Here is a 25222-nt window from a genome sequence, read left to right on the forward strand (position 1 = left end):
GGGTCCTGGAGGCGGTGCGGCCGAGGCTCTCAGTCGAGCTGGACGACCTTGGGGCTGTCACCGGTGCCGGCGGCGTCAGCGGGAGGCAGCGCCGTGGGGTAGACACGGATGCTGCTGAGCGCCGCGTTGGTGTATTCCGCGTAGGTGCCGGCGGCGATCTTGCGGCCGATCTGGAGCGGGCCGGTGGCGTTCCAGGGGGCGTAGGTCCAGTCCCTGGTCGCCGAGAGCCTGCCGTTGACGTACAGACGGACTTCCTTGGCGGTGGAGTCGTAGACGCCGACCAGGTAGGTCCACTGTCCGGTGACCGGCTTGCTGCCGTAGGCGGCTCGCCAGACTGCGCCGGTGGTGTCGGTGCTCCACCGTCCGAAGGCCCAGGCTTGGGCGCCGGAGGAGTAGTAGAGCTGGAAACCGTTGTTGATGGTGCCGCTCTGTGAGACGAACGTGCTGTTGGCGGAGGCCGAATTGAGCTTGACCCAGGCGGAGACGGTGAAGCTCTTCGACGTGTCCACGGCAGGTCCGGACGCCGCACCGTAACCCGTGGTACCGCTGAGGTTGAGCACCTTGCCGCGGGCGGCGTCGGTGGTCCAGTTGTACGCACCGGTCAGAGTGGTACCCAGGGTGCCGGTGCTGTCGGCCGTCGTGCCGCCGGTACCTTCCGCGAGCTTCCACCAGTGGCTCGCGGTGTCGGTCACGGAACCCAGCGGGACCGGGGCGGCGAAGGAGTAGGTGGGCGGTGAGGTCAGGACGGGGCTCTGGCGGTAGTTGTACTCGATGAGCTGACCCGACGTGTCGACGGTGTAGAGGTCGGGAATCCCGTCCGGTCCTCCGCCGTTCGTGCCGGTCGCGACCGGGCTGTTGACGTCTCCCGGAGAAGCCACGACCGGGAAGGCCGCCGGGGCGAGGGTGAGCCCGAGAGCGGTGTGGACCGTGGGATGGAGCAGGGCAGGTACCAGGGTGTCGCCGTCCACGGCGAGCGGGTAGCTGTACAGGGCTCCGGTGGTGTTGTCACGGGACCACAGGACGGGACTGCCCTTGAAGGTCCCCGCGGCGATCAGGGTCTGTCCGGTCCAGTCGCCGTCGCCCAGCAGGAGCGGGTTCTTCAGGTGGTAGCCGCCGTCGGACTGGTAGATCCACAGCTCCTTGTTCTCGACGGTGATGACGGCGGAATAGTCGTAGCTGTTGCCGAAGACGTTGCCCGGGGTGATGAGTTGGCTGACGTTCCAGCTCTGGCTGTTGTAGTCGGTGCCACGGCAGCGCGTGTCGTCCGCGACGACGTCGGACGGCGCGCATGCGTCCTTGGTGACGACGTCGAACCTCTCGCCGATGAAGCCGCCGAACGTGGAGTAGGGAATCCTCGGGAACGAGGCGTCGTCGACCGGGTCGAGGTCGTTCTTGACGACGTAGAGCTGCTTGCTCACCTTGTTGTAGGCGAAGAGGTCGTCGACATCCGAGCCGTGGAGGTTGCCCCGGTGGGCGATGAGGTAGTTGTTCCAACCGGTGTGGTCGGGTGAATCGGCGGCGGTGGCCACGGTGACCGGGCCGGTGACCGGTGGCGGCGTGCCGGTGACGGGCCCGCTCTGGACGGCGCCGGTGTTCTGCGCGGGGTCGAGGTTGCCCGGGATCATGTTGAGGTCGCCGGTCTTGGTGGTGGCGAGCAGGTCGGGCACGCCGTCCCCGGAGATGTCACCCGGCTTGATCTTGGTCGCCGGGTTCCAGGGGACGGTGTAGGTGTAACCCGAGACGTTGGTGGAGATGTTGCCCGCCTTGTCGACGGCCGCCACGTACAGGGTGTGCACGCCCCAGTCCGTGATCGGCACCGTCACCTTGCCGGTGGACCGTCCCTGCGCGTCCGTGCCGGTGATGCCGGCGCTGGTGCCGTCGGCCGCGGTGGGCGCCGAGTCCAGCTGCCACAGGAAGTGGTCCATTCCGCTGGACCTGCAGGGACCCGGGTCGCAGGTGGTGTCCGCGGCGGCGTTGTCCGCGGCGGCCACGGTGAAGTCGGTGGTCTTCCCGACACCGGCGTAGACGACCTTGTCGGCGTCCACGGGCCCGGATCCCACCGGAGGGAAGGACGGGTTGGTGGTCACGTCCGGGCTCTGCGGGGCGGTGAAGTCGGTGGTGAACCAGCAGTGCTCCGACTTGGCGGACGTGAGTCCTTGGCTCGAGTCGTCCTCGGCGTAGACGTCCCAGCCGTACTGGTGACCGTCCTTGAGGGTGGCGCCGATGCCCATCGGAGCATCCGCTCCGGAGGCGAGGAAGGAGCTGTCCGGAGTGGAGACGGCGGCGCCGTTCCCGTCCCCGTCAGGGTCGATGGTGCGGTCCCAGACGTAGTAGTGCGCCTTGACGTGCTCGCCGGACATCTGGGTGGCGACGGTGGAGTGCAGCGTGATGTTGCTGCCGGCGTCGGAGTACGTGGTGGCGCCGATCCAGCCCACACCGCTGGTCGTGCAGGGTGCCGAGGCGCCGGTGGCGGCCGGGGTCATGTGCAGGTTGTCGGGCACGTCCGGCGGTATGTCGAACTTGGTGGTGAGGGTCAGCGTGGTCGACATCCGCAGGTAGTCGTCGTTGCCCGAAGTCTGCGACTCGTTCCCGTACAGGCCGATCGTCCAGGTGTTGGAGGCGGCGCCGAAGGTGCCGTCCGCGTCGTAGCCGTCGCCGTCCTGGTCGGCGATCTTCTGGACCGCGGCGGTGACGTTGAAGGTCGCGGTGCTGTTGCTGCACGAACTGCTGGAATTGGCGCCGCTGGGCACGGTGTCGGTCACCGGTGGGAACGCGGTGTCGTGGGCGCCGGGCCTGGACAGCCAGTCGGTGCTGGAGCTGATCGCGTTCGTCGTGTGCAGCGTGACCGGCTGGTTCTGGCTGCAGGACCAACTCGCGGCATAGGTGGTGGAGATCTTGACGGAGGCGCTGTCGACGACGAACGCAGGGTGGAGTCCACCGGTGTTGATCGCCCAGTACGAGCGCTCCAGGCCGACACCGCAGGCACCGCCCCAGCGCTGGTACCCGACGCCCTGGCCGTTGGTCTGCGCCTTGTCGTACTGCGGGGAGTTCTCGCAGGTCGAACTGGAGTAGACCTCGGTGTAGTGGCCCGCGGTGGAGGAGACCGGATTGGTGTAGGGGTCGATGAACACCGGATACGTGGTGCCGGGGCCGGTGAGCACGCCCGCGTCAGGGGTCAGCGTCAGGGTGTCGCTGCCGACGGCCACGGCGACCGGCTCGGTGGTGGCGCCCGCGCCGGGTCCCTCGACGGAGGACGTCAGGCCCGCTGCCGGGTCCGGCGCACTGCCGAGTTCCTGCAGCATCACCGGGGTGGTCCCGGAGTCCCACATCAGCGGCTGCGGGCTGGTGTACACCAGGTCGCCGTCGGCGGCGGTGGCCCGCACGTCGCCCGCGTCGGTGGTGGCCAGGGTGAGGCCGCGGGTGTCGGCGGCCAGGGTGAGCTTCCTGAGTTGCGGATCGGCCGCGGCGGCCGCGTTGTGGACGATCAGGATGTCGCTGAAGCCGCCCTGGTCGGTCACGGACACCGACAGATCGACGCCGGGCAGCACGGAGGGGTAGAGGGCGGTGTCGCCGCTGACCCTCGGCGCGGGCAGGGTGAAGGGCAGGGTCAGGGTCATGCCGGGGCCGTCGGCGTGGGTGAGGGTGACCAGCGGGCCGTTGCCGCCGCCGGAGAGCGTCACCGCGTTCGGGGTGGCCTTGGGCGCGTACCCGCCGTCGCCGTCGGCGATCAGGGTGGCGTCCACCGGGGTCCAGGCACCGTCCTTGCGCACCCGGGTCGGCAGAGGGCTGGTCGTGTTGACGAAGGTGCCGTCCGGCAGCGCCTCGGTGGTGGAGGTCTCCGTGGTGAGCGCGTCCACCACGACGGGCTTTCCGGTGGACACGGCCTGTCCCCGCGCGGCGAGCAGCGGGTCGGCCGGGGTGGGGGAAGCGGCAGCGGCCGCGGGCAACGCGGGAAGGGCGGCCAGGAGGGTGAGTGCGGTGGCGAACATCGTGAGACGGCGACGGGCAACGCGTCTGTGACGTATGCGGATCGATGGGCTCAACACGTAACGGGACTTCCTTCGGGTCGCGGACATGACGGACGGCGCTCTGTGCTCGTTCCGTGCCTGGTCGGCTTTGTCGGGCAGTGCATGCAATGCCGGGGGAAGCCCGGTTGCCGCGCGGCAGTGATCATTTGCGTACAGAAAATACACATGAACCTCAAAGTTGATGCACGGTCTGTTCAACGAGATCGCAAAGGGCATTGAGACGCGATCATGGCCCCCCATACCCTCCGGTCGATCACTCGCACGTGTGATCCAAAGACATGACGGTCCATCAGGACCGTTTTCCCGGGGGGTTGCCCGTGAGTGGCAGACGGCGCTGGTTTGCTGGTGTGTGGCACCGGACATTCCTCGGCAAGCTGGGTCTCTGGACAATTCCGGTTGCCCTTTTCGCGCTGCTTCTTCCCGTGACGATCGCCACCGGTCTGGGCACCCCCGGATTCTTTCCCCTCCACACCGATGACGCGTTCGGCCGGCACGGCGGGTTCCACTTCGAGGGTTCGGTGTGGAACCCGAAGGCCGTCGCGGACGTCCCGGCTGTGGGAGGGCACGGGCTGCACGCGAAGGTGGCCGGTCAGCCCCGTGGGTACAAGGCGCTCGGGAACTACCGGGCGCAGCCGCCGGTGTGGCCGAAGCCCGGTACCGCCACGGTCGTGCTCGACTCCCACTCCGCGGCGAAGCCCGTCAAGGCGGGCGAACTCCCCGTCTGGGTGGCGTCCGCGGGCGAGGGGGAGGGTACCGGCGAAGTCCGCGTGCGCACCGCCTCGCACACGCAGACCCTCCGGGCCGGGGCCAACGGCATGCTGCTGGGCATCACCCCGTCCCGTGCGACCGCCGCACGCAGCCGGGTGCGCGTGGTCGTCGACTACGCGGGAATAGCCAGGGCCTACGGCGGAGGCTTCGGTTCACGGCTGCAGTTGGTGCAGCTGCCTGCCTGCGCGCTCACCACGCCCTCGCTCCCCGCGTGCCGGAAGCGCACCCCCCTGCGGTTCACCAACCGCGCCGGCGCCGAGCAGCTGACGGCCACCGTCACCCTGGGTTCCGCGCCCGCCGACGAACCGGAAGACGAGACGGACGGGGACGCGGACGGGGACGCGGACGGGCCGAGGACCATGTCGGCGCACACCGCGCCGATGGCCGCGGACACCGGCACCACGGCGCTCGCCGTCACCTCGGGCAACTCCGGTTCCCAGGGTGACTACGCGGCCACCACACTGTCGGGAGCCGGCACCTGGCAGGCCTCGGCCACCGGCTCCTTCACCTACGCCTACCCGATCTCCGTGCCCGCCGCGATCGGCGGCAACGCGCCGTCGGTCGGCCTCAGCTACGACTCGCAGTCCGTCGACGGCGAGACCTCCGCCCGCAACTCCCAGGCGTCCTGGGTCGGTGACGGCTGGAGTTACCAGGTCGGATACGTGGAGCGCGGCTACCGCGCCTGCGGTTCGCTCCTCGACTCCGACGGCGACAAGATCCTCAAGGGATCGGGGGACGAGTGCTGGGGCGGGGACAACGCCACGCTGTCCTTCGGCGCCCACTCCGGTGTGCTCGTGCCGGACGGGGCGGACCCGAGCGTGCCCGGTGAGCTCAAGCAGTGGAGGCTGCAGGGCGACGACGGCACCCTCGTCCAGGAACTGTCCGGCGCCGCGAACGGCCTCCAGGACGGCGTCTACTACCGGGTCCTGACCGCCGACGGCACCGCGGCCTACTTCGGCGCGGACCACTCGCCGAGCGGCCCGGGCACCGGCGCCACCATGCCCTCGAACCCCGGCGACCCCTCCACGCACTCCGCCTGGGGCGTGCCCGTGCTGCATCCGCGCTCCTCGGATCCCTGCCACGACAGCGCCAAGGGCAAGGCCTCCACGTGCGACAAGCCCGAGGGCTGGCGCTGGAACCTCGACTTCGTGGTCTCGCCGACCGGATTCGTACAACGTTACGACTACACCACGGAGAGCAACTACTACGACCTCGGCGGCGGCCAGGCCGCCGACGGCGACACCGGCACCCTGACCGCCTACACCCGCGGCGGCGCGCTGACGCTGATCTCGTACGGCTACACCCTGTCCGACGAGCAGGCGGGCCGGACCGCTGCGGCCCAGGTCGACTTCGGCCTGGCGCAGCGGTGCCAGACCACTTCCACCTTCACCGACTGCTCGGCCTCGAACCTCAAGGACAACACGGCGACCCACTGGCCGGACGTGCCGTGGGACCTGCACTGCGACTCGACGGACTCCACGAAACTCCCCGACGGGGCGACCGACGTCCCCGACGACGTGTGCATCACCGCGGGGCCCAGCTTCTGGACCACCACGCGACTGGACTCCATCACCACCAAGGTCCACGTGAAGGCGACCGACCAGCTCACCGCGGTCGACACGTACCAGCTCGGCCAGGTCTACTCCGACGCGGGCGGTACCGTCGACCCGGTCACCGGCACCACGGTGGATCCCAAGGACGCCGGAATGCTGCAGGCCGTCATGTGGCTGCAGTCGGTCCGCCACACCGGCAAGGACACGTACGGCAACGGCAACAGCGACATCGCGCTGAATCAGGTGTCGTTCACCGGAACCGAGATCGACAACCGGGTCGACGACGACTCCCCGTCCGCTCCGCCGCTGTACCGGCCCCGCATCTCCTCCATCCAGACGGAGACCGGCGAGTCCATCGCCGTCGAGTACAACGCCGAGCCGTGCGCCGGCAGGACGCTGTCGATGTCCCAGGCGGACAGCAACACCAATTCCTGTTACCCCGTCTACTGGACGGTCCCCGGGGCCTCCAAGCCGATCCCGGACTGGTTCAACAAGGTCACGGTCAACAGCGTGGCCGTCTCCGACCTGACGATCGCCGGCCAGTACAAGCCGGACGCGCGGAACAACCCGGCCGGTTCGGAGACCCAGGTCTCCCGCTACAGCTACGCAGGGCCCGCCTGGCATCGCGACGACTCCGACCTGACGGACGACCAGTACCGCACCTGGGACCAGTTCCGCGGCTTCCGCACCGTCACCGTGCAGACCGGCCAGGCTCCCGAGCCCGTCACCCAGCAGACCACGACGTATCTGCAGGGCATGAACGGCGACTACAAGGCCGACGGCACCCGCCGCTCCGTCACGGTGGACGCCAAGGTCGGCGGCAGCACGGTGCTGAGCGTGCCCGACGACGACCAACTGGCCGGCACCACGCTGCAGGACGACTCGTACACGGAGGCAGGTGGCACGGTCGGCTCCGTCAGCATCAATGGCCCGTTCACCTTCACCACCACCGCATCGGCCGACCGGACGCCGTGGACGGCCTGGACCCAGGAGGACGACCCTGGCGGGACCAAGCCGACGGCCTCCACCCTCCCCCCGCTCACCGCGCACCGGATCAAGACCAGCAGCTCCCGCGAGTACGAACTCCTCGCCAACGGCACCTGGCGTCACACCACGACCGACACCGGGTACGACGGCCAGGGCCGCGTCTCGACCGTCAACGGCCACGGTGACGGGACGGATCCGGCTCAGGAGAAGTGCGCCACCACCACCTACGCGAGCCCGCCCGCGTCGAACACGATGATGCTGTCCTACGCGGACCGGGTCACCTCGGTGCTCGGAGGATGCGCCACCGCACCCGGCGCGACCACGCTGCTGACGGACAAGAAGATCTACTACGCGGGCGACGGGACGCCCGCCGCACTCGGCACCTTCGGCCAGGTCACCGCGGCCGGCCAGGTCACCGGCACCCAGACCGCCACGGGCTTCACCGGCACCACGGAGAACTGGCAGACGACCTCCGCGATGAAGTACGACGGAGGCGGCCGGATCACCGACGCCTACGACGCCACGGGGCAGAAGACCCACACCGACTTCACCCCGGCGTGGAGCGGTTCCGGCGGCAACACCGACGCCACGGCCAAGGTCTCCGTCAACAGCCAGGGCTGGGAGGTCAAGTCCACCCTCGACGCGCTCCGCGGCCTGCCCCTGCAGAACACCGACGCCAACGGCCGCAAGACGGACATGACCTACGACGCGCTCGGCCGGCGCACCGCGGTGTGGCTGCCCGGCCGGGACAAGGCGGCCGGGCAGAGCGCGGACCGGACCTTCGCGTACGCGATCAACCCGGGCGCCGTGCCGGCACCCGGCGGCACGATCACCCAGCCGGGTGCGCCGTCCACGGTCACCTCCAGGACGCTGCGCGAGGACGGCACCTACGCCACCTCGATCACGATCTACGACGGCATGCTGCAGCCGCGGCAGACCCAGTCCACCGCCATGGGCGACTCCAACTCCGGCCGGGTCATCTCGGACACCTTCTACGACTCGCACGGCTGGCAGACCGCGTCGTACTCGGCGTACTCCGAGCCGGACAACTTCCCCTCCACCACGCTGTACGCGGCCAACGAGAACCAGATCCCCGCCGAGACCACCACGACCTACGACGGTCAGGGCCGCCCGCTCAGGGAGACCCTGTGGCACCAGGCCGTCGAGCAGTGGCACGGTTCCACCGCCTATCCCGGCGCGGACGAGGTCGACACCACGGCGCCGGCCGGCGGGCGTTCCACCGCGTCCTTCACCAACGCCGTCGGCCAGACGGTCAGGACCGTGGTGAAGAACTCCGGCAGCACCGTCACCCTGACGGGAGGCTCGGTGATCCCCTCGGGGACCTCACTGACCTCGGACAGCGTGCGCCTGGCGATGCAGGCCGACGGCAACCTGGTGCTCTCCGCCCTCGCGACGGGCAAGACGATCTGGTCGTCCGGCACCGGCGGTAACACCGGTGCCTGGGCCAGGTTCGGCACGGACGGCAACCTGGTCGTCTACAGCACCGCGGCCGCCCAGCTGTGGACCACGGGCCTGACGGCCGTGACCGGCGCCACGTTCCAGGTGCGCAACGACTCCACCGCCGCGGTCGTCGCCTCCAACGGCTCCACCGTGCTGTGGAAGCAGGGCACCGCGAACGCCGTCGCGTCCGCCGACGCCACCACGCGCTACACCTACACCCCTGCGGGCCAGATCGACTCGATCAAGGACAACGCCGGCAACTCCTGGTCGTACACCTACAACCTGCTCGGCCAGAAGAAGTCACAGACCGATCCGAACACCGGCACCACCACGTTCGACAAGTACGACGTGGCGGGCAACCTGCTGCAGACCACCGACCCGCGCGGCCAGGTGCTCTCCTACACCTACGACTGGGACAACCGCCCCACCGCCGAGTACGCCGCCGCCTGGTCCGCCACTCCGGACCAGTCGAAACTGCTCGCCTCCCGGATCTACGACACCTTGGAGAAGGGTTACGAGACCTCCGCCACGCGCTATGTGGGCGGCGCCTCCGGCAGCGCCTACACCCAGGCGGTCACGGGTTACAACACCGCTTACCAGCCCCAGGGCACCACGCTGACGGTCCCGGCCTCCGACGGGTTCGCGGCCGCCGGCCAGAGCACCGCTCCGACCAGCGGCACGGTCACCTACACCTCCACCTCCGCCTACACGCCCAACGTGGGCCTGCTCTCGACGATCCACTACCAGGCGGACGGCCATCTGCCCGCCGAGGACATCGACTACGGCTACACCCAGCAGGGCAACCTCGACGGCATCGGCGGGTTCATCAACAGCGCCAACACGCCCGCCTATCTCGACGCCACGGTCCACGACGCCTTCGGGCGGCCGCTGCAGGCCAACTACGGCCCGGTCGGCAAGGAACTGGCGACCTTCGCCCAGTACGACGCCACCACCGGGCGGGTCACCCAGACCAGCAGCATGCTGCAGACGTCCACTACCGCCCTGGACGTCGTCAACCTGCGATACAACCAGGCCGGCGAACTCACGGCGATCGACGACCTGCAGAACGACACCTCCCACGACACCCAGTGCTTCACCTACGACTCCTTCCAGCGGCTGACCGCCGCGTGGACGGACACCGCGGGCATCACCACGCCCGCCACCGCCCCTGTCGGCGCCGTCGGCGGCTGCACCTCCGCCGCGGTGCAGACCACGACCGCGTCGCCGATCCGGACCACGACCGTCGGCGGCCCGGCGCCCTACTGGCAGACCTACACCTACGACCAACTCGGCGACCGCGTCGGGATGGTCAACCACGACACCACCGGCAACGCCCTCAACGACACCACCCAGGCCATCACCTACCCGGGCACCGACGGCACCGTCGCCGCCACCCTGCCCGACCAGGCGGGCGCCGCGACCACCACCAACCCGGGCACCGGCACCGCGACCACCACCTCCACGTACGCCGACCCGGCCTACGGCAACGTGAACGCCGGCGACACCATCAGCCGGAAGGTCACGTCCACCGGCCCGCTGTCCACCGGCTTCACCATCTCCGGCGGCGGCAAGCGGTGCATCGACGACGCGGGCGGGTCGACCACGGCCGGCACCAAGGTGCAGATCTCCACCTGCAGCGGATCCACGAGCCAGAAGTGGACGATCGGCACGGACGGAACGGTGAAGGTCCTCGGCATGTGCCTGGACACCGTCGGCAACGCGACCACAGCGGGCACCCTCGTGGTGATCGACACCTGCAAGACCGACGCCACCCAGAAGTGGAAGGTCACCACCACCGGAACCCTGGTCAGCAACGCCAACAGCGCGGTCTGCCTGACCGACCCGGGGGCCTCCGCCACCAACGGCACCCAGCTGACCATCGCCGCCTGCGGCGGCAGCGGCCAGACCTGGGCCGGCGCGGCGGGCGGCGCGATCCCGGCCGGCCAGAGCCAGACCTTCACCTACGACGCGGAAGGCCGCACGGCCACCGTCACCACGACGTCCGGCACCCACTCCAACACGAGCAAGTACCTGTACGACGCCCAAGGTGACCTGCTGGAGCAGACCTCCGCGGTCGACGGCGCCGACAAGACCCGCGTCCTCTACCTCTTCGGCGGTGCCGAGCAGATCACGCTCAACGTCACCGCCAAGACCTGGACCGGACTGCGGAACGTCACGGGCCCGGACGGCACCACCGTCACCCGCTCCAGCAGCGGCACGGTCAGCTACGAGGTGGCCAACGGCCAGGGTACGGCCGTCACCGCGATCGACGCCTCCACGCTGGCGGTCAGCCGACGCTCCTACGACCCCTGGGGCAACCCGCGCGGTACCAAGCCCGGCTCCTGGGTGGCACCGGACGAGAACCACGGTTTCCTCGGCCAACCCGCCGACGCCACGACCGGGCTCAACCTCCTGGGCGCCCGCAACTACGACCCCCTCCTCGGCCGCTTCCTGACCCCCGACCCCGTCTTCGAACCGGGCGACCCCAACCAGATGGGCGGTTACACCTACGCCGGCGACAACCCGGCGAGCGGCGCGGACCCGAGCGGCCTGATGCTGGCAGCGGCCGACGGCGGTGGCGGCGGCTGTGACTCCAAGTGCATGGCCAACATCAGCAAGTCGGACAGCAGCACCTCGAGCGGCAAGAAGAAGCAGCACCACGGGGGCTGCCACGGCTTCTGGGGATGCGCCGGGCACTACTTCAAGAAGTCCCTGCCCGTGGTCGAGGTCGTCGTCACCGTGGTGGTCGTGGTCGTCGCCGTGGCGGTGGTTGCGTCTGCCTGCGCCGGAACCGTGGTGGCCGCCCCCGCCTGCATCATCGGGATGGGCGAGGGCGCCGGGATGATCGGCGGAATGTTCGGCGGCGACTGCGCCGCCATGGGCTGCGCCGGAGGGGGAGGCTTCCACGCGGAGGAAGGCGAGTCACCACCCGCCGGAGGCGGCACCGACGCCGCCCCCAAGGCCGCGGCGGAACCGGCCCCTCACGACGCCACCGGCAGTTCCGGCGGATCCGGCGACGCCGCGGCCGCCTCGAGCGCCGGCAAGGAATCCGCGAGCGATTCGGCCGGCACCAACGCGGCCAAGCCCAAGAAGTCCAGCTCCCAGGACGAGGCTGCGGGCGCACAGAAGGCCGCCGCCACATCCGACAAGCCGAGCACCGGCAACTCGGGTACCGAGACGCCCACGCAGTGCAGCTTCGCGCCGGACACGCCCGTCCTCATGGCAGGCGGCAAGTCCAAGGCGATCGGCAAGATCAGGACCGGTGACAAGGTCGAGGCCGCCAACGCCCGGACCGGCAAGCACGCCGGCCCCCGCGAGGTCGTCGCGACCCTCGTCCACCACGACAAGGACCTGGTCGACGTCACGGTCCGCACCGGCCGCCGCCACACGGCGACGCTCCACACGACCTCCGAGCACCCCTTCTGGGACGCCACCACCCACACGTGGGTTCCCGCGGCCAAACTCAGGGCCGGCCACGCCCTCACCACGGTGGACGGCCACCACGTCCTGGTCGCCAAGGTCAGGGTGACCCCGGGTACGGCCGACCGGTACAACCTCACGGTCCGCGAACTGCACACGTACTACGTGCTGGTGGGCTCGATTCCCGTGCTCGTGCACAACGCGTGCGGTGATCCCATCAGTCCGGATGTCCCGACCAGGGCGCCCGCCGCCGTCGGTAGCGGCGCTCCTGTCAGCACGAACTATCGAGATAACTTCTTCAACGCAAATCCGAGCGTGAAGGAGAGTGATGGGTACTGGGTTCATCATGCCGTGGAGCGCCAGGCGCTCAAGAAATATCCCGGACTCTTCACGATTGATGAGCTGAACGCTCCTGAAAATCTGCGTGGAATTCCAAGCAGCGTCAACAGCGATCTCCATCTGAGTCGCATACGGATTCTGTGGAATGGATTCTATTCGGCGAATCCAACGGCCACGAGGCAGCAGGTCTTGGACTATGCGACGTTCATTGACGACTTCCTTGGTGGGGAATTCGAACCGAGAGTTCGCTGACCATTCGGATGTCGCCGACCGGCTCTTTCATCCGACCTCGTCCCGCCTCGGTGTGGCTTAGAGGCGGGGCGAGGTCGGATGTTGTATCCTGACGTCGCAGGACGGGAAATCGAGTGAAGGGGAATTCTTATGTGGAGAGAGTTGGCCACAGAGGCTTATGCCGGAGCGAGGTTCAAGGACCCGGTACTCCCTGCTGGCCTTGACGAAGCCGAACGTTTGCTGGGGGAGTCCATTCCGGTGGAGCTCAAGGGCCTCCTTGCCGAGACGGATGGGATTGTGGGGCAAACGAGTTCAGATGCCGTCTGGTCGCTGGAGAGGATCGTCCAGGGGAACCTGAAATTTCGGCAGAGTAGTTCCTTCGCCGAGCTCTATATGCCCTTTGATTCCTTTCTCTTCTTCGGCGATAACGGCGGCGGGGACCAGTTTGCCTTCGTGCTCCACCCCGCCAGGGCGGATATTTTCGTATGGCAGCACGAGAGTGATAGTCGTAAGTGGGTCGCGAACGGCCTGGGAGATTACCTTGCTCGCCGCCTCCGCGAAGGCGGAGATGATTGGTACGAAAACTACTAGCCAAGGAGAGGTTCGGTGGGCGAGGTTGGGTGCGTCGATCTCGATAAGCCGCAAATATATTCACGTCGACAGTCGGCGGAACTAGCGGCACGTGTCGAGAAAACTGCGAAAAGCATCTTTTTATCCCGTTCGGGTGCTGGGGCCAGGGCGTATGCCATCGAGTTGCGCTGTGACGTGCAAAGCATTTACGGGTGATCGAAGGGGGTTGTGATGGCGTATCTTCTTACGGGATTTCTCGGCTTGCTCGCCGGGGCGCGGGCGCTTGGTCTGCGGCGGCGGCAGATGGGCGCGGAGGCCGTGCCATCCGCGCTGGTAATCCTGCGGCCGGCGGTTCTTGGGGTGCTCGGCTGGATCGCCCTCGGGGGCGGGCTGTTTCTGCTGGCCGGTGGGATCCTCGTGCTGGTGCAGGGCTGAGCGTCGGCCGCGGCGTCCCTCGCGGGAACACACGGCCACCGCGCACTCCCCGAGGGGCCCGGCATGCTGGAGGCGACGCGCCGGGCTGCACGTCGGATACCCTGCAACGACGTGCGCGCACCGGCGCGCCGACCGACATCCGACCGCCCTAGGGGGAGGAAGCGGCCTTGCACGTCCAGGAGTGGCTCGGCACGATCCCGCCGGTCAGCGTCTACCTGCTGGTGGGCTTGGTGATCGGCCTGGAGAGCCTGGGCATCCCGCTGCCGGGCGAGATCATCCTCGTCAGCTCGGCCCTGCTCGCCTCCCAGGGGCACGTGGACCCGTGGGTGGTCGGCGTCTGCGCCTCGGCGGGGGCGATCGTGGGCGACTCGATCGGCTACGCCATCGGCCGGCGGGGCGGCAGGCCGATGCTGGACCGGCTGGGGCGGCGCTTCCCCAAGCACTTCTCGCCGGCGCACATCGCGACCGCCGAGGCGTCGTTCACGCGCTGGGGCATGTGGGCGGTGTTCTTCGGGCGCTTCGTGGCGCTGCTGCGGATCTTCGCCGGCCCGCTGTCGGGCGTGCTGAAGATGCCGTACTGGAAGTTCCTGGTCGCCAACGTCCTCGGCGGCATCGTGTGGGCGGGCGGCACCACGGCCGTCATCTACTACGTGGGCATCGTCGCCGAGCCGTGGCTCAAGCGCTTCTCCTGGATCGGCCTGGCGGCCGCCGTGCTGATCGGCCTCGGCTCGTTCCTCGTCGTGCGGCGCCGGGCCAAGGCCGCGGCGAAGGCCCACGAGGCCGCGCCGGAGGCGGACGCCGTGGCGGCGGCCGCCGACTGAGCGGTCGGTCCCGGGGCGGTCAGTCCCGGGCGAAGGCGGCCCGGTGGGCGTCGGCGAGCCGGACGTAGTGCTCGGCGTTGATCCGGACCATCTCGCGCTCCTCGGTGGTCAGCTCACGGCGCACCTTCGCCGGTACGCCCGCCACCAGCGACCCCGGGGGCACCCGCATGCCCTGGGGGACGAGCGCGCCCGCCGCGACGAGCGAGCCGGTGCCGATGTGCGCGCCGTTGAGGACCGTGGCGCCCATGCCGACCAGCACGTCGTCCTCCACGACGCAGCCGTGCAGCACCGCGTTGTGGCCCACCGTGACGCCCGCGCCGATCACCGCCGGGAACCCGGGGTCGGCGTGCACCGTGGAGTTGTCCTGGACGTTGCTGCCCTCGCCGACGCTGATCGACTCGCAGTCGCCGCGCAGCACCGTGTGGTACCAGACGCTCGCGCCGGCGGCCAGCGTCACGTCGCCCAGCACCACCGAGGTCGGCGCGGTGAAGGCGGCGGGGTCCAGGTGGGGCGTACGCCCGGCGACGTCCGCGATCAAGGCTCTCTCCGTCATGGGGATCACCGTAGTCCGGTGATTGCGCCCCTCGCGTGGCGGGTAGCGCGTACTGCGTGCTGAAGTTCTCCGACGAAGTGATCATCGCGCTGGAAACCGGTGCCCCGGTCGTCGCCCTCGAGTCGACGATCATCTCCCACGGCCTGCCCCGTCCCCGCAACCACGAGGTGGCGCTGGAGCTGGAGGCCGCCGTGCGCGAGGCCGGCGCCGTCCCCGCGACGATCGCGGTGCTGGACGGCGTGCCGTGCATCGGGCTCGACGGGAAGGGCCTGGAGCGCATCGCCGGCGACGAGGGGATGCGCAAGCTCGGCCACCGCGACCTGCCCGTCGCGGTCGCCACCGGCGCCAGCGGCGCCACCACCGTCTCGGCCACCGCCTTCCTCGCCGCCCGCGCCGGGCTGCGCGTCTTCGCGACCGGCGGACTGGGCGGCGTGCACCGGGGCTGGACCGAGGAGCAGGACGAATCCGCCGACCTGAGGCTGCTCGCGGGCACCCGGATCACCGTCGTGTGCGCCGGGGTGAAATCGATCCTCGACGTGCCCGCCACCCTGCAGCGCCTGGAGACCCTCGGCGTCACCATCGTGGGTTACGGGACGAGCGAGTTCCCCGGCTTCTACCTCAGCGGCTCCGGGCAGCCCGTGGACTGGACGGTCGGCACGCCCGGCGAGGCCGCCTGCGTCATGGCCGCCCAGGACGACCTCGACGGGCCGCCGTCCGCCGTGATCCTCGCCAACCCCGTGCCGGAGCACGAGCAACTCGACCCGGCCCTGCACGACCGCGTGCTGGCGCAGGCGCTGGCGGCCGCCGAACGCGAGGGCGTCACGGGGCAGGCCGTCACGCCGTTCCTCCTCGGTCATCTCGTCGAGCACACCGGCGGGGCCAGCCTGGAGGCGAACCTCGCCGCCGTGCGCGGCAACGTCCGACTCGCCGCACAGGTGGCCGTCGCGTGGACGGAACGCGGCGCACATCACATCTGATCGCCCGGCCGGGCCCCGGCGCCCTCGGTACGGTGAGCGGGTGCCGAAAAACGAGAACCTGTTCTCCTCCGCGGCGGCCTGGCGCCGCCGGGCCGCCTCGCGTCTGGTGCACCGCGGCTGGCGGTGGGTCCAGGACGCGGGTGCCGTCTCCGCCGAGCTCCCCGGCCCGCTGCGCTTCGGCCGGATCGGCGCGGGCACCCGGCTGGCGTTCCCGCAGGGGACGATCTTCGGCGAGCGCTGGATCCACCTCGGCGAGTGCTGCATCATCGGCGAACAGGTCACCCTGACGGCCGGGATGATGCCCGGCCTCGACCTCGGCCCCGACCCCGTCGTCCGGCTCGGCAACGGCGTCGTCCTCGGCCGCGGCAGCCACGTGATCGCCTCCCGGCCGGTCGTGTTCGGCGACGACGTCTACTGCGGGCCGTACGTCTACGTGACGAGCGACAACCACTCCTACGACGACCCGCACGAGCCCATCGGCCGCCAGTGGCCGCGCTCGGCGCCCGTGGAGATCGGCTCGGGGAGCTGGCTCGGCGCGGGCGCGGTGGTCCTGCCGGGGGCGCGGATCGGGCGGAACGTCGTCGTCGCGGCGGGGGCGATCGTGCGGGGCGAGGTCCCCGACCACTCGGTGGTGGCGGGCGCGCCGGCGCGGGTCGTCCGGCGCTGGACACCCGAGCGGGGGTGGGAGCCGCCGCTGCGGACGCCCGCCCCGGTGCCGGTGCCCGCCGGCGCGACCCACCAGCAGCTGGCCGCGCTCGCGGGGCTCGACCCGGAACTCCTCTCAGGGCTGGAGGAGAAGCTCACCTCCGAGGCCTGACCGGTCCGGGCGTCCGCGGCGTTTCTTGCCGAACCGGCATGGAACGTTGCCTCCCGCCCGCGGCCGGCGTGATCGTGCGGTCATGGACGACAACAACAGCGAGAACCGCGACGACAACACCGAGGTACCGGGCGGCGTGTGGGACGTGGTGGTCGTCGGGGGAGGCGCCGCCGGTCTGTCCGGCGCGCTGACCCTGGCACGCGTACGGCGGTCGGTGCTGGTGATCGACGCGGGCGAGCCCCGCAACGCCCCGGCCGCCGCGGCACACGGCCTGCTGGGCCGCGACGGCGTCGCCCCGCTGGAACTGCTGCGCAAGGGGCGGGAGGAGGTCGCCTCCTACGGGGGCCGCGTCGTCAGCGGCCGCGTCACGGACATCCAGCGCGACGGCTGCCGGTTCGTGGTCGTGTGCGGGGACGGGCGGCGGGTGGCGGCGCGGCGGGTGCTGGTGACCTCCGGCCTGGTCGACGAGCTGCCGGACGTGCCCGGGCTGGCGCAGCGGTGGGGCAGGGACGTGCTGCACTGCGTGTTCTGCCACGGCTGGGAGGCGCGGGACACCGCGGTCGGGGTCCTCGGGAGCTTCCACCAGGCCCTGCTGTTCCGGCAGTTGTCGCAGGACGTGACGCTGCTCCTCGCACCCGGCGCCGATCTGACGCCCGATCAGTGGGAACAGCTCGCCGGTCTGGGCGTCGGCGTCGTCGAGGGCGTGGTGACCGGTCTGGAGACCGACGACGCGGACCGGCTGGCGGGGGTGCGCCTCGGCTCCGGGCACGTGGTGCCGGTCCGCGTGCTCGCGGTCGCCCCGCGCTTCACGGCACGGGCGTCCTTCCTCGGCGGTCTCGGCCTGACCGTGCGGGAGCATCCGGCGGGCTTCGGGGAGCAACTCGCGGTGGACGCCTCCGGCTTCACTGGCGTCGACGGCGTGTGGGCCGCGGGGAACGTCAGCGACCTGATGGCGGGCGTCCCTGCTGCCGCGGCGGCCGGGACGACCGCGGCCGCCGCGATCGTCATGGACCTGTTGACGGACGACGCCCGTGCGGCGGCCCGGGCCCGCCGGCCCGCCGGCGCCGAGGTGTTCGGCGGGCGGATGGAGGCGGAGGTCACGCGGCGCGTGCTCGGCGCGCGCCGGCACGGCCTGGACCCGCTGCCGGGAGCGTGACTCCCCCGTCGCCCCGGTCGCCCCGGCCTCAGGCGGTGCGGGCCCGCAGATGGGCTCGCTCGCCCTGCCGCCCGAACAGGACGAGCAGTTCGACGGGGTCCTCGCCGTCGGGGCCGAGCCGGTGCGGGACGTGGGTGTCGAATTCGGCGGCCTCGCCCGGCTTCAGCACCACGCGCCGGTCGCCGAGGAGCAGCAGCAGGCGTCCGGCCAGGACGTAGACCCATTCGAAGCCCTCATGGGTCTTCAACTCGGGCTCCGTACCCGGATGCGGCGGGATCAGCAGCTTGTGCGCCTGGATCCCGCCGGGTCGGCTCAGCGGCACGTACGTCAGGCCGTCGCGGGTGACCGGCCGGAGGTGGATGCGGGGATCGCCGGTACCGGGCGCGCCGACGAGCTCGTCGAGCGGCACCGCGTGGACCTCCGCCAGGGTCAGCAGCAGCTCCAGGGTCGGCTTGCGGCTCCCGCCCTCGAGGCGGGACAGGGTGCTCTCGTTGATCCCCGTCCGCTCGGCCAGCTCGGCCAGGGTCATGCCGCGGCGGCGCCGCAGCTCCCGCAGCCGGGGCCCGACGGCGTCCAGCACCTCTTTCCTCGTGACGTCCATTCCCTCAGGTTGCCGAGACGGCATGGGGGATTGCAAGCGCGGCAACCGGCGGGCCGGCCGTACGTCGTCAGCCCGCCGCCAGCAGGACCGATCCCGCCAGGGCGAGGCCGGCGCCGGCGGCCTGGACGGGGCGGAGCCGCTCGCCGAGGACGCCCCGGGCGGCGAGGGCGGTGACGACGGGGTAGAGGGAGGCCAGCACGGCCGCCACCGCGACGGGGCCGTGGTGCGCCGCCAAGGCGTAGGAGCCGTTGGCCGCCACGTCCGCGAGGCCCACGAAGGACAGCGCGGGCAGGCTGCGCCACACCGTCGGCAGGCCGCCCTCGGGGAGCGACGGCGCGCCCCGCCGCACGGAGACCGCGAGGGCAGCCCCGCCCACGGCGACGTTGCAGACGCGCTGGACGAACAGCGCCAGGAAGAGCCCGGTCACGGTGTGGGACGCCTCCGCCACGAGCGACATGACCGCGCCGAAACCGAAGGCCGCGACCAGGGTCATGACCACCGCCTGCCGCTGTACGGGCGCCCCGCGCAACTCGGGCCCGCCGGCCAGGACGATGCCCACGACGGCCACCGCGATGCCCGCGTACTGCACGGTCCCGGGGCGTTCTCCGAGCAGCAGCCCCACGCTCACCGGGACCGCCACCCCCACCGTGGCCAGCGGCGAGACGACGCCCATGGGGCCGAGGGCGAGCGCGCGGTAGAAGCAGAGCATGGCGACCGGGCCGATCAGGCCCGCGGCCACCGCGAACCACAGGCGCGGGGAGGCCTCGCTCCAGCCGCCCGTCGCGACGACGACCGCGCCCAGCACGACGGCGGCCACGCCCTGGGAGACGACGACCACGGTGAGCGCCGGGAAACGGCGGGTGAGGAGCCCGCCGCCGAAGTCGGCGAGACCCCACAGCAGGCTGGTGGCCAGGGCGAAGACCGCGGTCATGGGGCTCCCTCGCAGTACAGTACGGTGAACAGTGCAGTACACCCCACAGTAGTGCAGTGAAGTGAACTCCTGCATTCATCATATTGGACGGTACGGTGCCGGACCTCGACCTGATCGCCCAGTCGCTCGCGCGCAACGTCAAGCGCCTGCGCCTGGAGCGGGGCTACAGCCTCGACGCGCTCGCCGCCCGCGCCGGCGTCAGCCGCGGCATGCTGATCCAGATCGAGCAGGCGCGCACCAACCCGAGCCTGGGCACCATCGTCCGCATCGGGGACGCGCTCGGCGCGAGCCTGGTGAACCTGCTGGACTACGCGGACGGGCCCAAGGTGCGGCTGGTCCCCGCCGACCAGGCCGTCGAGTTGTGGAGCACCCCCGCCGGCAGCCGCGGTCTGCTGCTGGCCGGCGGGCAGGCGCCGGGACCGCTGGAGATGTGGTCCTGGCGGATCATGCCGGGCGAGGGCCACGACTCGGACGCGCACCCACCCGGCACCGTCGAACTGATCCGCGTGGACCAGGGCGAGCTCACCCTCGTCGTCGACGGGCAGGAGCACCTCGTGCCCGCCGGGACGACCGCGAGCTTCGAGGCCGCGGCGCCGCACGGCTACCGCAACCGGGGCACCGAGGTGACGGAGATGACGCTGGCCATCTCCGTCCCCGCCCCCCAGTGAGACGGCACCGCCAACTCCCGGGATTTGTTAGCGTTCCGGACATGCGCGCACCCATCGGCACCTTCACCGACGTCCACCCCGCAGTGGAGCAGCTCGACCTGCTGCCGGCCCCCGTCGCGGCCGCACTGACCGCCTGGAGCGGGCAGGTGCCCGTCGAGGAGCTGCTGCTGGTCGACACCGACCCCGAGAAGGCCGACACCGCGGTCTTCACCGAGACGTACGGGGTCGCCCTGGAGCAGTCCGCGAACTGCGTGGTGGTCGCGGGCAAGCGCGGCGGGGAGGTGACGCTCGCCGCCTGCGTCGTCCTCGCCACCACGCGCGCCGACGTGAACGGCCTCGTGCGGCGTCATCTCGGCGTCCGCAAGGCCTCGTTCGCGCCGATGGACACCGCCGTGGGCGAGAGCGGCATGGAGTACGGCGGCATCACCCCGATCGGGCTGCCCGCCGACTGGCCGCTGCTGGTCGACGCAGCGGTCGCGGACACGCCGTACGTGATCATCGGCAGCGGCCGCCGGCGCGGCAAACTGCTCGTGCCCGGCAAGGCGCTGGCCTCGCTGCCCGGCGTGGAACTGCTGGAAGGGCTGGGACTCCCCGCGTGACGGAGCTGCTGGACCGCCTGGAGCGCTACTACGACGCCGTGCCCCGCGCGGGCGCCCGCGCCGAGGAGCACGGCCCGCTCACCCTCTTCGTGCGCGAGGGCGTCGGCTGGCCCTTCTACGCCCGCCCGACGCCCGGCGCCGACGGCACCGTCGGCCGGGCCGACGTCGACCGGGTCCGGGCCCGCCAGCGCGAGCTGGGCGTGCCCGAGTGCTTCGAGTGGGTCGCGGAGACCACCCCCGGCCTCCGGGAGGCGGCGCAGGCGTCCGGCCTGGCCGTGCACGAGCACCCGCTGATGGTGCTGGATCCGCTCGTCCCGTCACCGCCGCCGGAACTCCCCGCGGACGTCGGCGTACGGCTGCTCCGGCCCGGCGACCCCGCGCTGCCCAGCGCGCTCACCGTCCCGCACCTGGCCTTCGCGCAGCCCGGCACCGCCATCGGCACCGCCGGGCGGGCGGAACTCGCCGCCGCGCTCCCGCTGCACGCCGCCCCGGGACTCGTCGCGACCGCGGAGGCCCGCCTGCGGGCCGGGCTCACCGTCCACGCCGCGGCCGTCGAGGACGGCACCGCGCTGTGCGCGGGCCAGTACAACCCCGTGGGCGAGGTCTGCGAGATCGTCGGCGTCGGCACCCTGCCCAGCGCCCGCCGCCGCGGCCTGGCCCTCGCGGTCACCGGCGCGCTCGTCGCCGACGCCCGCGAACGCGGGCTGACCACGGTGTTCCTCTCCGCGGGGGACGAGGACGTCGCCCGGATCTACGCCCGGCTCGGCTTCCGCCGGGTCGCGACGGCGCTCATCGCGGAGCCGTCCGTCCCCTGACGGGCCGCCCGGACGGGGCGGGCGAAAGGTCCAGCGACAGCGGGATCGAGTGCTCGGCGAACCCCAGGCTGCGGTACAGCGGCTCCGCCTCCGGGGTCGCGTGCAGGTCGACGCGGGTCACGCCCTGCTCCGCGAACCACGCGAGCAGGGCCTGCGTCGTCGCCCGCGCGTACCCCAGGCCGCGGTAACGGGTGTCGGTGCAGACGTTGAAGACGAAGCCGAACCGGCCCGCCGGGTGCCCCGGCGCGGGCAGCCGCTCCTCGACCCGGCCCACCGCGCACGCCGCCAGGTGCGGCCCGTCCGCGACCGCGGGGTCGCCGTCCACCACGAACGCCCCCAGCCATCTCGCGCCGCCCCCGCCGAGCTGCTCGCGCGCCCGCTCCTCGGCGGCCGCCTCCCACGGACCGGGCTCGTCCCGCCCGCTCATGGCCAGGAACATCAGCCGCCGCAGCCGTACCAGCTCGGCGGCGTCATCGGGTCGGGCAGGGCGTACGGGACCGGGCATGTGCGCACGCTACAACAGGGCATCAGGCCGTACGCAGCGGATTTCCGACACCTCTGGGGAGCCCCGGCGGCTAGCCGAGCCGGGGGATCTCGATCGCGGGGCAGCGGTCCATGACCATGAGCGGGCCCGCGCCCCGGGTGCGCTCGTACGCGTCCTCGTCGATCACGCCGAGCTGGTACCAGACCGCCTTCGCGCCGATCGCGACGGCCTCGTCCGCGACGGCACCGGCCAGGTCGGAGTTGACGAAGACGTCCACCACGTCGACCGGGAACGGGATGTCGGCCAGCGAGGCGTAACCCTGCTCGCCGTGCACGGTCTCGGCCTTCGGGTGCACCGGCACCACGCGCTTGCCGTACCGCTGCAGCACCGCGGCGACGCCGTACGCCGCCCGTGAGGCGTTGTTGGACAGCCCCACCACGGCCCAGGTGTCGCCGAGGCCGGTCAGGATCTTCCGAACCGTCGCGTCGTCTCCGTACACGTCGTCCTCCCTCGATTCCGATCCGCAGCAGTCAACCAGAGGACGCACCTGACTGTTCCCGTAGGGTGGCGGGGTGGTGGAGCGGTATCTGACGATCGGGCGAGAGCACGTCCACGAGAGCGAGATCAAGCGCTCGCGGTTCCTGTGCGCACTGGCGCCGGTGCCCGGTGAGGAGGCGGCGCAGGAGTTCATCGCCCGTGTCCGCAAGGAGCACGCCGGGGCGACGCACAACTGCTACGCGTACGTGATCGGCGCCGAGGGCCGGATCCACAAGGCGAGCGACGACGGCGAGCCGGGCGGCACCGCCGGCACCCCGATGCTGCAGGTGCTGCTGCGCCGAGAGGTCCGCGACGTCGTCGCCGTCGTCACCCGCTACTACGGCGGCATCCAGCTGGGCGCGGGCGGTCTGGTCCGCGCCTACGGGGGTGCCGTGTCGGCGGCGCTCGACGAGCTCGGCACGGTCGAGCGGCAGAAGCTCGCGCTGGTCACCGTCGTCGCCGACCACCAGCGGGCCGGGCGCATCGAGAACGACCTGCGCGCCGCCGGCCGCACCGTACGAGGCGTCGCCTACGGCGCGGCGGAGGTGCGCATCGAGCTGGGCGTGCCGGAGGAGGAACTGGCGGCCTTCCGGAGCTGGCTCGCCGACGCCTCCGCCGGGACCGCGGGCGTCGAGGTGTCGGGCAGCGCTTTCGTGGACGTGTAGCGGCCTGGGCCCGTCCGGGAGGTCACTCGGGGTTCACGTAGGTGACCTTGCCCTTGACGGTGGCCTCGATGAAGCAGGTGCGGTAGTCGTCGACCCGGTAGTAGTACAGGGACGGCTTGTCGCTGATGATGTCGGGCTTGACGATCACGTAACTCATCTTCGGGTGTTCGACCTTGCAGTCCTTGTCCGCGCGGCCCATCAGGACCGGGAGCGTGTCCCAGCTGACGGTCTTGAGGTCGATGACCGTGTCGTCGGGATCGATGGTGCCCTTGCTGCCCCACTCCGACACCTCGCCGTCGCGGTACATGTAGCCGTCGTACACCGCGGTGTCCGACTTCTTCGGTGCCTTGAAGATCGCGTAGTCCTCGTAGAGGGTCAGGTCGACCACCTTGGTCCCGCCCGAGACCGACTTCACGACGTCCGCCATCGAGCGGCCCCCGGCCACCGAGAGCAGCTTCTCGGGCGCCGCCGTGCCGGGGGTGCCGGGGCCGGAGGAGTGCGTGCCCTTCGGGGTCCCCGTGCGGCCGCCCTTCTCCTTCGCGTCGGCGTCTCCGCCGTGGAGCCCCGGGACGAGGGTGTACAGCAGGACGCCCGCGACCCCCACGGCCACGACGGCGGTGGCGGCGGCCACGACCCGCCCGGCACGGCCGCCGCGCCGGGCCGAGGGGAGCGGGGTGGGGCGGGTCGGCGGCTGCGGGGGGTGGTACGGGTGGGGCGCCATCGGCGGGTACGAGGCCGGGGCGGGCCCGAAACCGGGGGGCGCCGCGTCCACGGGCGCGGGAGCGGGCGGCGTGCCGCGCTCGACGTCGGCCAGCATCCGGTCCAGCCGGTCTGCGTCGGGCCGGGCGGCGGCGTCCCGTACGAGCAGGGCGGTGAGCACGGGGGCCAGCGGCCCCGACCGCACCGGGGGCGGCAGGGGCTCGTCGAGGACGGCGACGAGCGTGGCGATGCTGGTCTCGCGGCGCAGCGGGTGGACGCCCTCCACCGCGACGTACAGCAGCATGCCGAGCGACCACAGGTCGGAGGCGGGGTTGCCCTCCTCACCGCGGATGCGCTCGGGGGCGATGTACTCGGGCGAGCCGATGAGGCCGCCGGTGGTCGTCAGCCGGGTCGAGTCGCGGAGCGTGGCGATGCCGAAGTCGGTGAGGACCGGCGTCATGTCCGGCCGCAGCAGCACGTTCGCGGGCTTCACGTCGCGGTGGTGGACCCCGACCGCGTGCGCGGCGCGCAGCCCGGCCAGCACGCCGCGGCCGACCGTGGCCGCCTCCGGCGGGGTCAGCGGGCCACGGGCCAGCCGGTCCTGCAGGGAGCCGCCGGTCACCAGCTCCATCACGAGCCACGGGTGCGGGAGGTCCGTCCTGTCCACGATGTGGTGGATCGTGGCGACATTGGGGTGGTGCACCCGGGCCAGCGCGCGGGCCTCGCGCAGTACGCGCTCCCGCAGTTTCGCCGCCGCCTCGGGGTCGGTCTCGGCCAAGTCCGGGTCGGGCGGCCGTACTTCCTTCAGGGCGACCTCGCGGTGCAGGGCGGTGTCGAGGGCCCGCCAGACCAGGCCCATGCCGCCGCCGCCCAGTCGTTCCAGCAGTTCGAAGCGGCCGTCGATCAGTCGTCTGCCGGAGTCGCTCGCCGTCATGGCGGTTATCGTACGGGCGGGCGGGGACACGGCTTGACCGACCTTGCCCGAATTCGGACTCCCGCGGCGCGCTGACAGTGGTGGCCGATAGCCTGCTCTCGGAGCCTACGGGACCGGTGGGGACACCGGGGCCCGTGCGGAGCATGCGGAACGTGAGCCGGAGGAACGGAACA

General features: G+C 71.4%; 18 protein-coding genes. 11 read left to right on the forward strand and 7 right to left on the reverse strand.

The window, feature by feature from the left end; all coding sequences use genetic code 11:
• Nucleotides 1-29: 29 nt before the first annotated feature.
• Nucleotides 30-3989 (reverse strand): LamG domain-containing protein, encoded by a 3960-nt coding sequence (locus OG937_36330; protein ID WUD76776.1) that lies wholly within the window; start codon nt 3987-3989, stop codon nt 30-32.
• A gap of 461 nt (nt 3990-4450) precedes the next feature.
• On the opposite strand from OG937_36330, the gene OG937_36335 reads away from it, so the two are divergent.
• The 4 genes from OG937_36335 to OG937_36350 all read left to right on the forward strand — a co-directional run bounded on the left by OG937_36335 (nt 4451) and on the right by OG937_36350 (nt 14613).
• The gene (locus OG937_36335) at nt 4451-12808 is read left to right on the forward strand and encodes a polymorphic toxin-type HINT domain-containing protein (GenBank protein WUD76777.1); all 8358 of its coding nucleotides are present in this window, start codon (nt 4451-4453) and stop codon (nt 12806-12808) included.
• Between the two features lie 129 nt (nt 12809-12937).
• On the forward strand, nt 12938-13378 hold the full coding sequence (locus tag OG937_36340) for an SMI1/KNR4 family protein (GenBank protein ID WUD76778.1): 441 nt from the start codon (nt 12938-12940) through the stop codon (nt 13376-13378).
• Nucleotides 13379-13588: 210 nt separating this feature from the next.
• Nucleotides 13589-13792, forward strand: coding sequence for a hypothetical protein (locus OG937_36345; GenBank protein WUD76779.1), 204 nt, complete (start codon nt 13589-13591; stop codon nt 13790-13792).
• A gap of 167 nt (nt 13793-13959) precedes the next feature.
• On the forward strand, nt 13960-14613 hold the full coding sequence (locus OG937_36350; protein WUD76780.1) for a DedA family protein: 654 nt from the start codon (nt 13960-13962) through the stop codon (nt 14611-14613).
• 19 nt (nt 14614-14632) lie between these two features.
• Here OG937_36350 and OG937_36355 read toward each other — a convergent pair whose 3' ends face one another.
• On the reverse strand, nt 14633-15166 hold the full coding sequence (locus OG937_36355; GenBank protein ID WUD76781.1) for a gamma carbonic anhydrase family protein: 534 nt from the start codon (nt 15164-15166) through the stop codon (nt 14633-14635).
• Between the two features lie 56 nt (nt 15167-15222).
• Here OG937_36355 and OG937_36360 point away from each other — a divergent pair, with 56 nt between their 5' ends.
• The 3 genes from OG937_36360 to OG937_36370 all read left to right on the forward strand — a co-directional run bounded on the left by OG937_36360 (nt 15223) and on the right by OG937_36370 (nt 18116).
• Nucleotides 15223-16143 (forward strand): pseudouridine-5'-phosphate glycosidase, encoded by a 921-nt coding sequence (locus OG937_36360; protein ID WUD76782.1) that lies wholly within the window; start codon nt 15223-15225, stop codon nt 16141-16143.
• Between the two features lie 40 nt (nt 16144-16183).
• Nucleotides 16184-16960 carry an acyltransferase gene (locus OG937_36365; GenBank protein ID WUD76783.1) on the forward strand — a complete coding sequence of 259 codons (777 nt, stop codon included), beginning with the start codon at nt 16184-16186 and terminating at the stop codon, nt 16958-16960.
• An 82-nt stretch (nt 16961-17042) separates the two neighbouring features.
• Nucleotides 17043-18116 carry an NAD(P)/FAD-dependent oxidoreductase gene (locus tag OG937_36370; GenBank protein WUD76784.1) on the forward strand — a complete coding sequence of 358 codons (1074 nt, stop codon included), beginning with the start codon at nt 17043-17045 and terminating at the stop codon, nt 18114-18116.
• Between the two features lie 28 nt (nt 18117-18144).
• Here OG937_36370 and OG937_36375 read toward each other — a convergent pair whose 3' ends face one another.
• Together OG937_36375 and OG937_36380 are read right to left on the reverse strand one after the other, a co-directional pair.
• A complete protein-coding gene (locus OG937_36375) occupies nt 18145-18717 on the reverse strand; it encodes an XRE family transcriptional regulator (protein WUD76785.1) in 573 nt (190 codons plus the stop codon).
• Nucleotides 18718-18784: 67 nt separating this feature from the next.
• Nucleotides 18785-19648, reverse strand: coding sequence for a DMT family transporter (locus OG937_36380; GenBank protein ID WUD76786.1), 864 nt, complete (start codon nt 19646-19648; stop codon nt 18785-18787).
• Nucleotides 19649-19743: 95 nt separating this feature from the next.
• Here OG937_36380 and OG937_36385 point away from each other — a divergent pair, with 95 nt between their 5' ends.
• The 3 genes from OG937_36385 to OG937_36395 are packed head-to-tail and all read left to right on the forward strand — an operon-like array spanning nt 19744 to nt 21730.
• The gene (locus tag OG937_36385; GenBank protein WUD76787.1) at nt 19744-20316 is read left to right on the forward strand and encodes an XRE family transcriptional regulator; all 573 of its coding nucleotides are present in this window, start codon (nt 19744-19746) and stop codon (nt 20314-20316) included.
• A 41-nt stretch (nt 20317-20357) separates the two neighbouring features.
• The gene (locus OG937_36390; protein ID WUD76788.1) at nt 20358-20915 is read left to right on the forward strand and encodes a YbaK/EbsC family protein; all 558 of its coding nucleotides are present in this window, start codon (nt 20358-20360) and stop codon (nt 20913-20915) included.
• Entirely contained in the window at nt 20912-21730 is an 819-nt protein-coding gene (locus OG937_36395) for a GNAT family N-acetyltransferase (GenBank protein WUD76789.1), read from the forward strand. The genes OG937_36390 and OG937_36395 overlap by 4 nt, the downstream gene beginning before the upstream one ends.
• On the opposite strand, the gene OG937_36400 is transcribed toward OG937_36395, so the two are convergent.
• Together OG937_36400 and OG937_36405 are read right to left on the reverse strand one after the other, a co-directional pair.
• Nucleotides 21705-22235, reverse strand: a complete 531-nt coding sequence (locus tag OG937_36400) for a GNAT family N-acetyltransferase (protein ID WUD76790.1) — start codon at nt 22233-22235, stop codon at nt 21705-21707. The genes OG937_36395 and OG937_36400 overlap by 26 nt on opposite strands.
• Before the next feature lie 70 nt (nt 22236-22305).
• Complete coding sequence (locus tag OG937_36405) at nt 22306-22713, reverse strand: CoA-binding protein (GenBank protein WUD76791.1); 408 nt, start codon at nt 22711-22713, stop codon at nt 22306-22308.
• A gap of 73 nt (nt 22714-22786) precedes the next feature.
• Between OG937_36405 and OG937_36410 the strand changes: the two genes are divergently transcribed.
• The gene (locus tag OG937_36410; protein WUD76792.1) at nt 22787-23416 is read left to right on the forward strand and encodes a YigZ family protein; all 630 of its coding nucleotides are present in this window, start codon (nt 22787-22789) and stop codon (nt 23414-23416) included.
• Between the two features lie 22 nt (nt 23417-23438).
• On the opposite strand, the gene OG937_36415 is transcribed toward OG937_36410, so the two are convergent.
• Nucleotides 23439-25049, reverse strand: coding sequence for a serine/threonine protein kinase (locus OG937_36415; protein ID WUD76793.1), 1611 nt, complete (start codon nt 25047-25049; stop codon nt 23439-23441).
• Nucleotides 25050-25222: the final 173 nt, after the last annotated feature.

It is taken from the genome of Streptomyces sp. NBC_00510, from assembly GCA_036013505.1.
Taxonomy (GTDB): Bacteria; Actinomycetota; Actinomycetes; order Streptomycetales; family Streptomycetaceae; genus Actinacidiphila.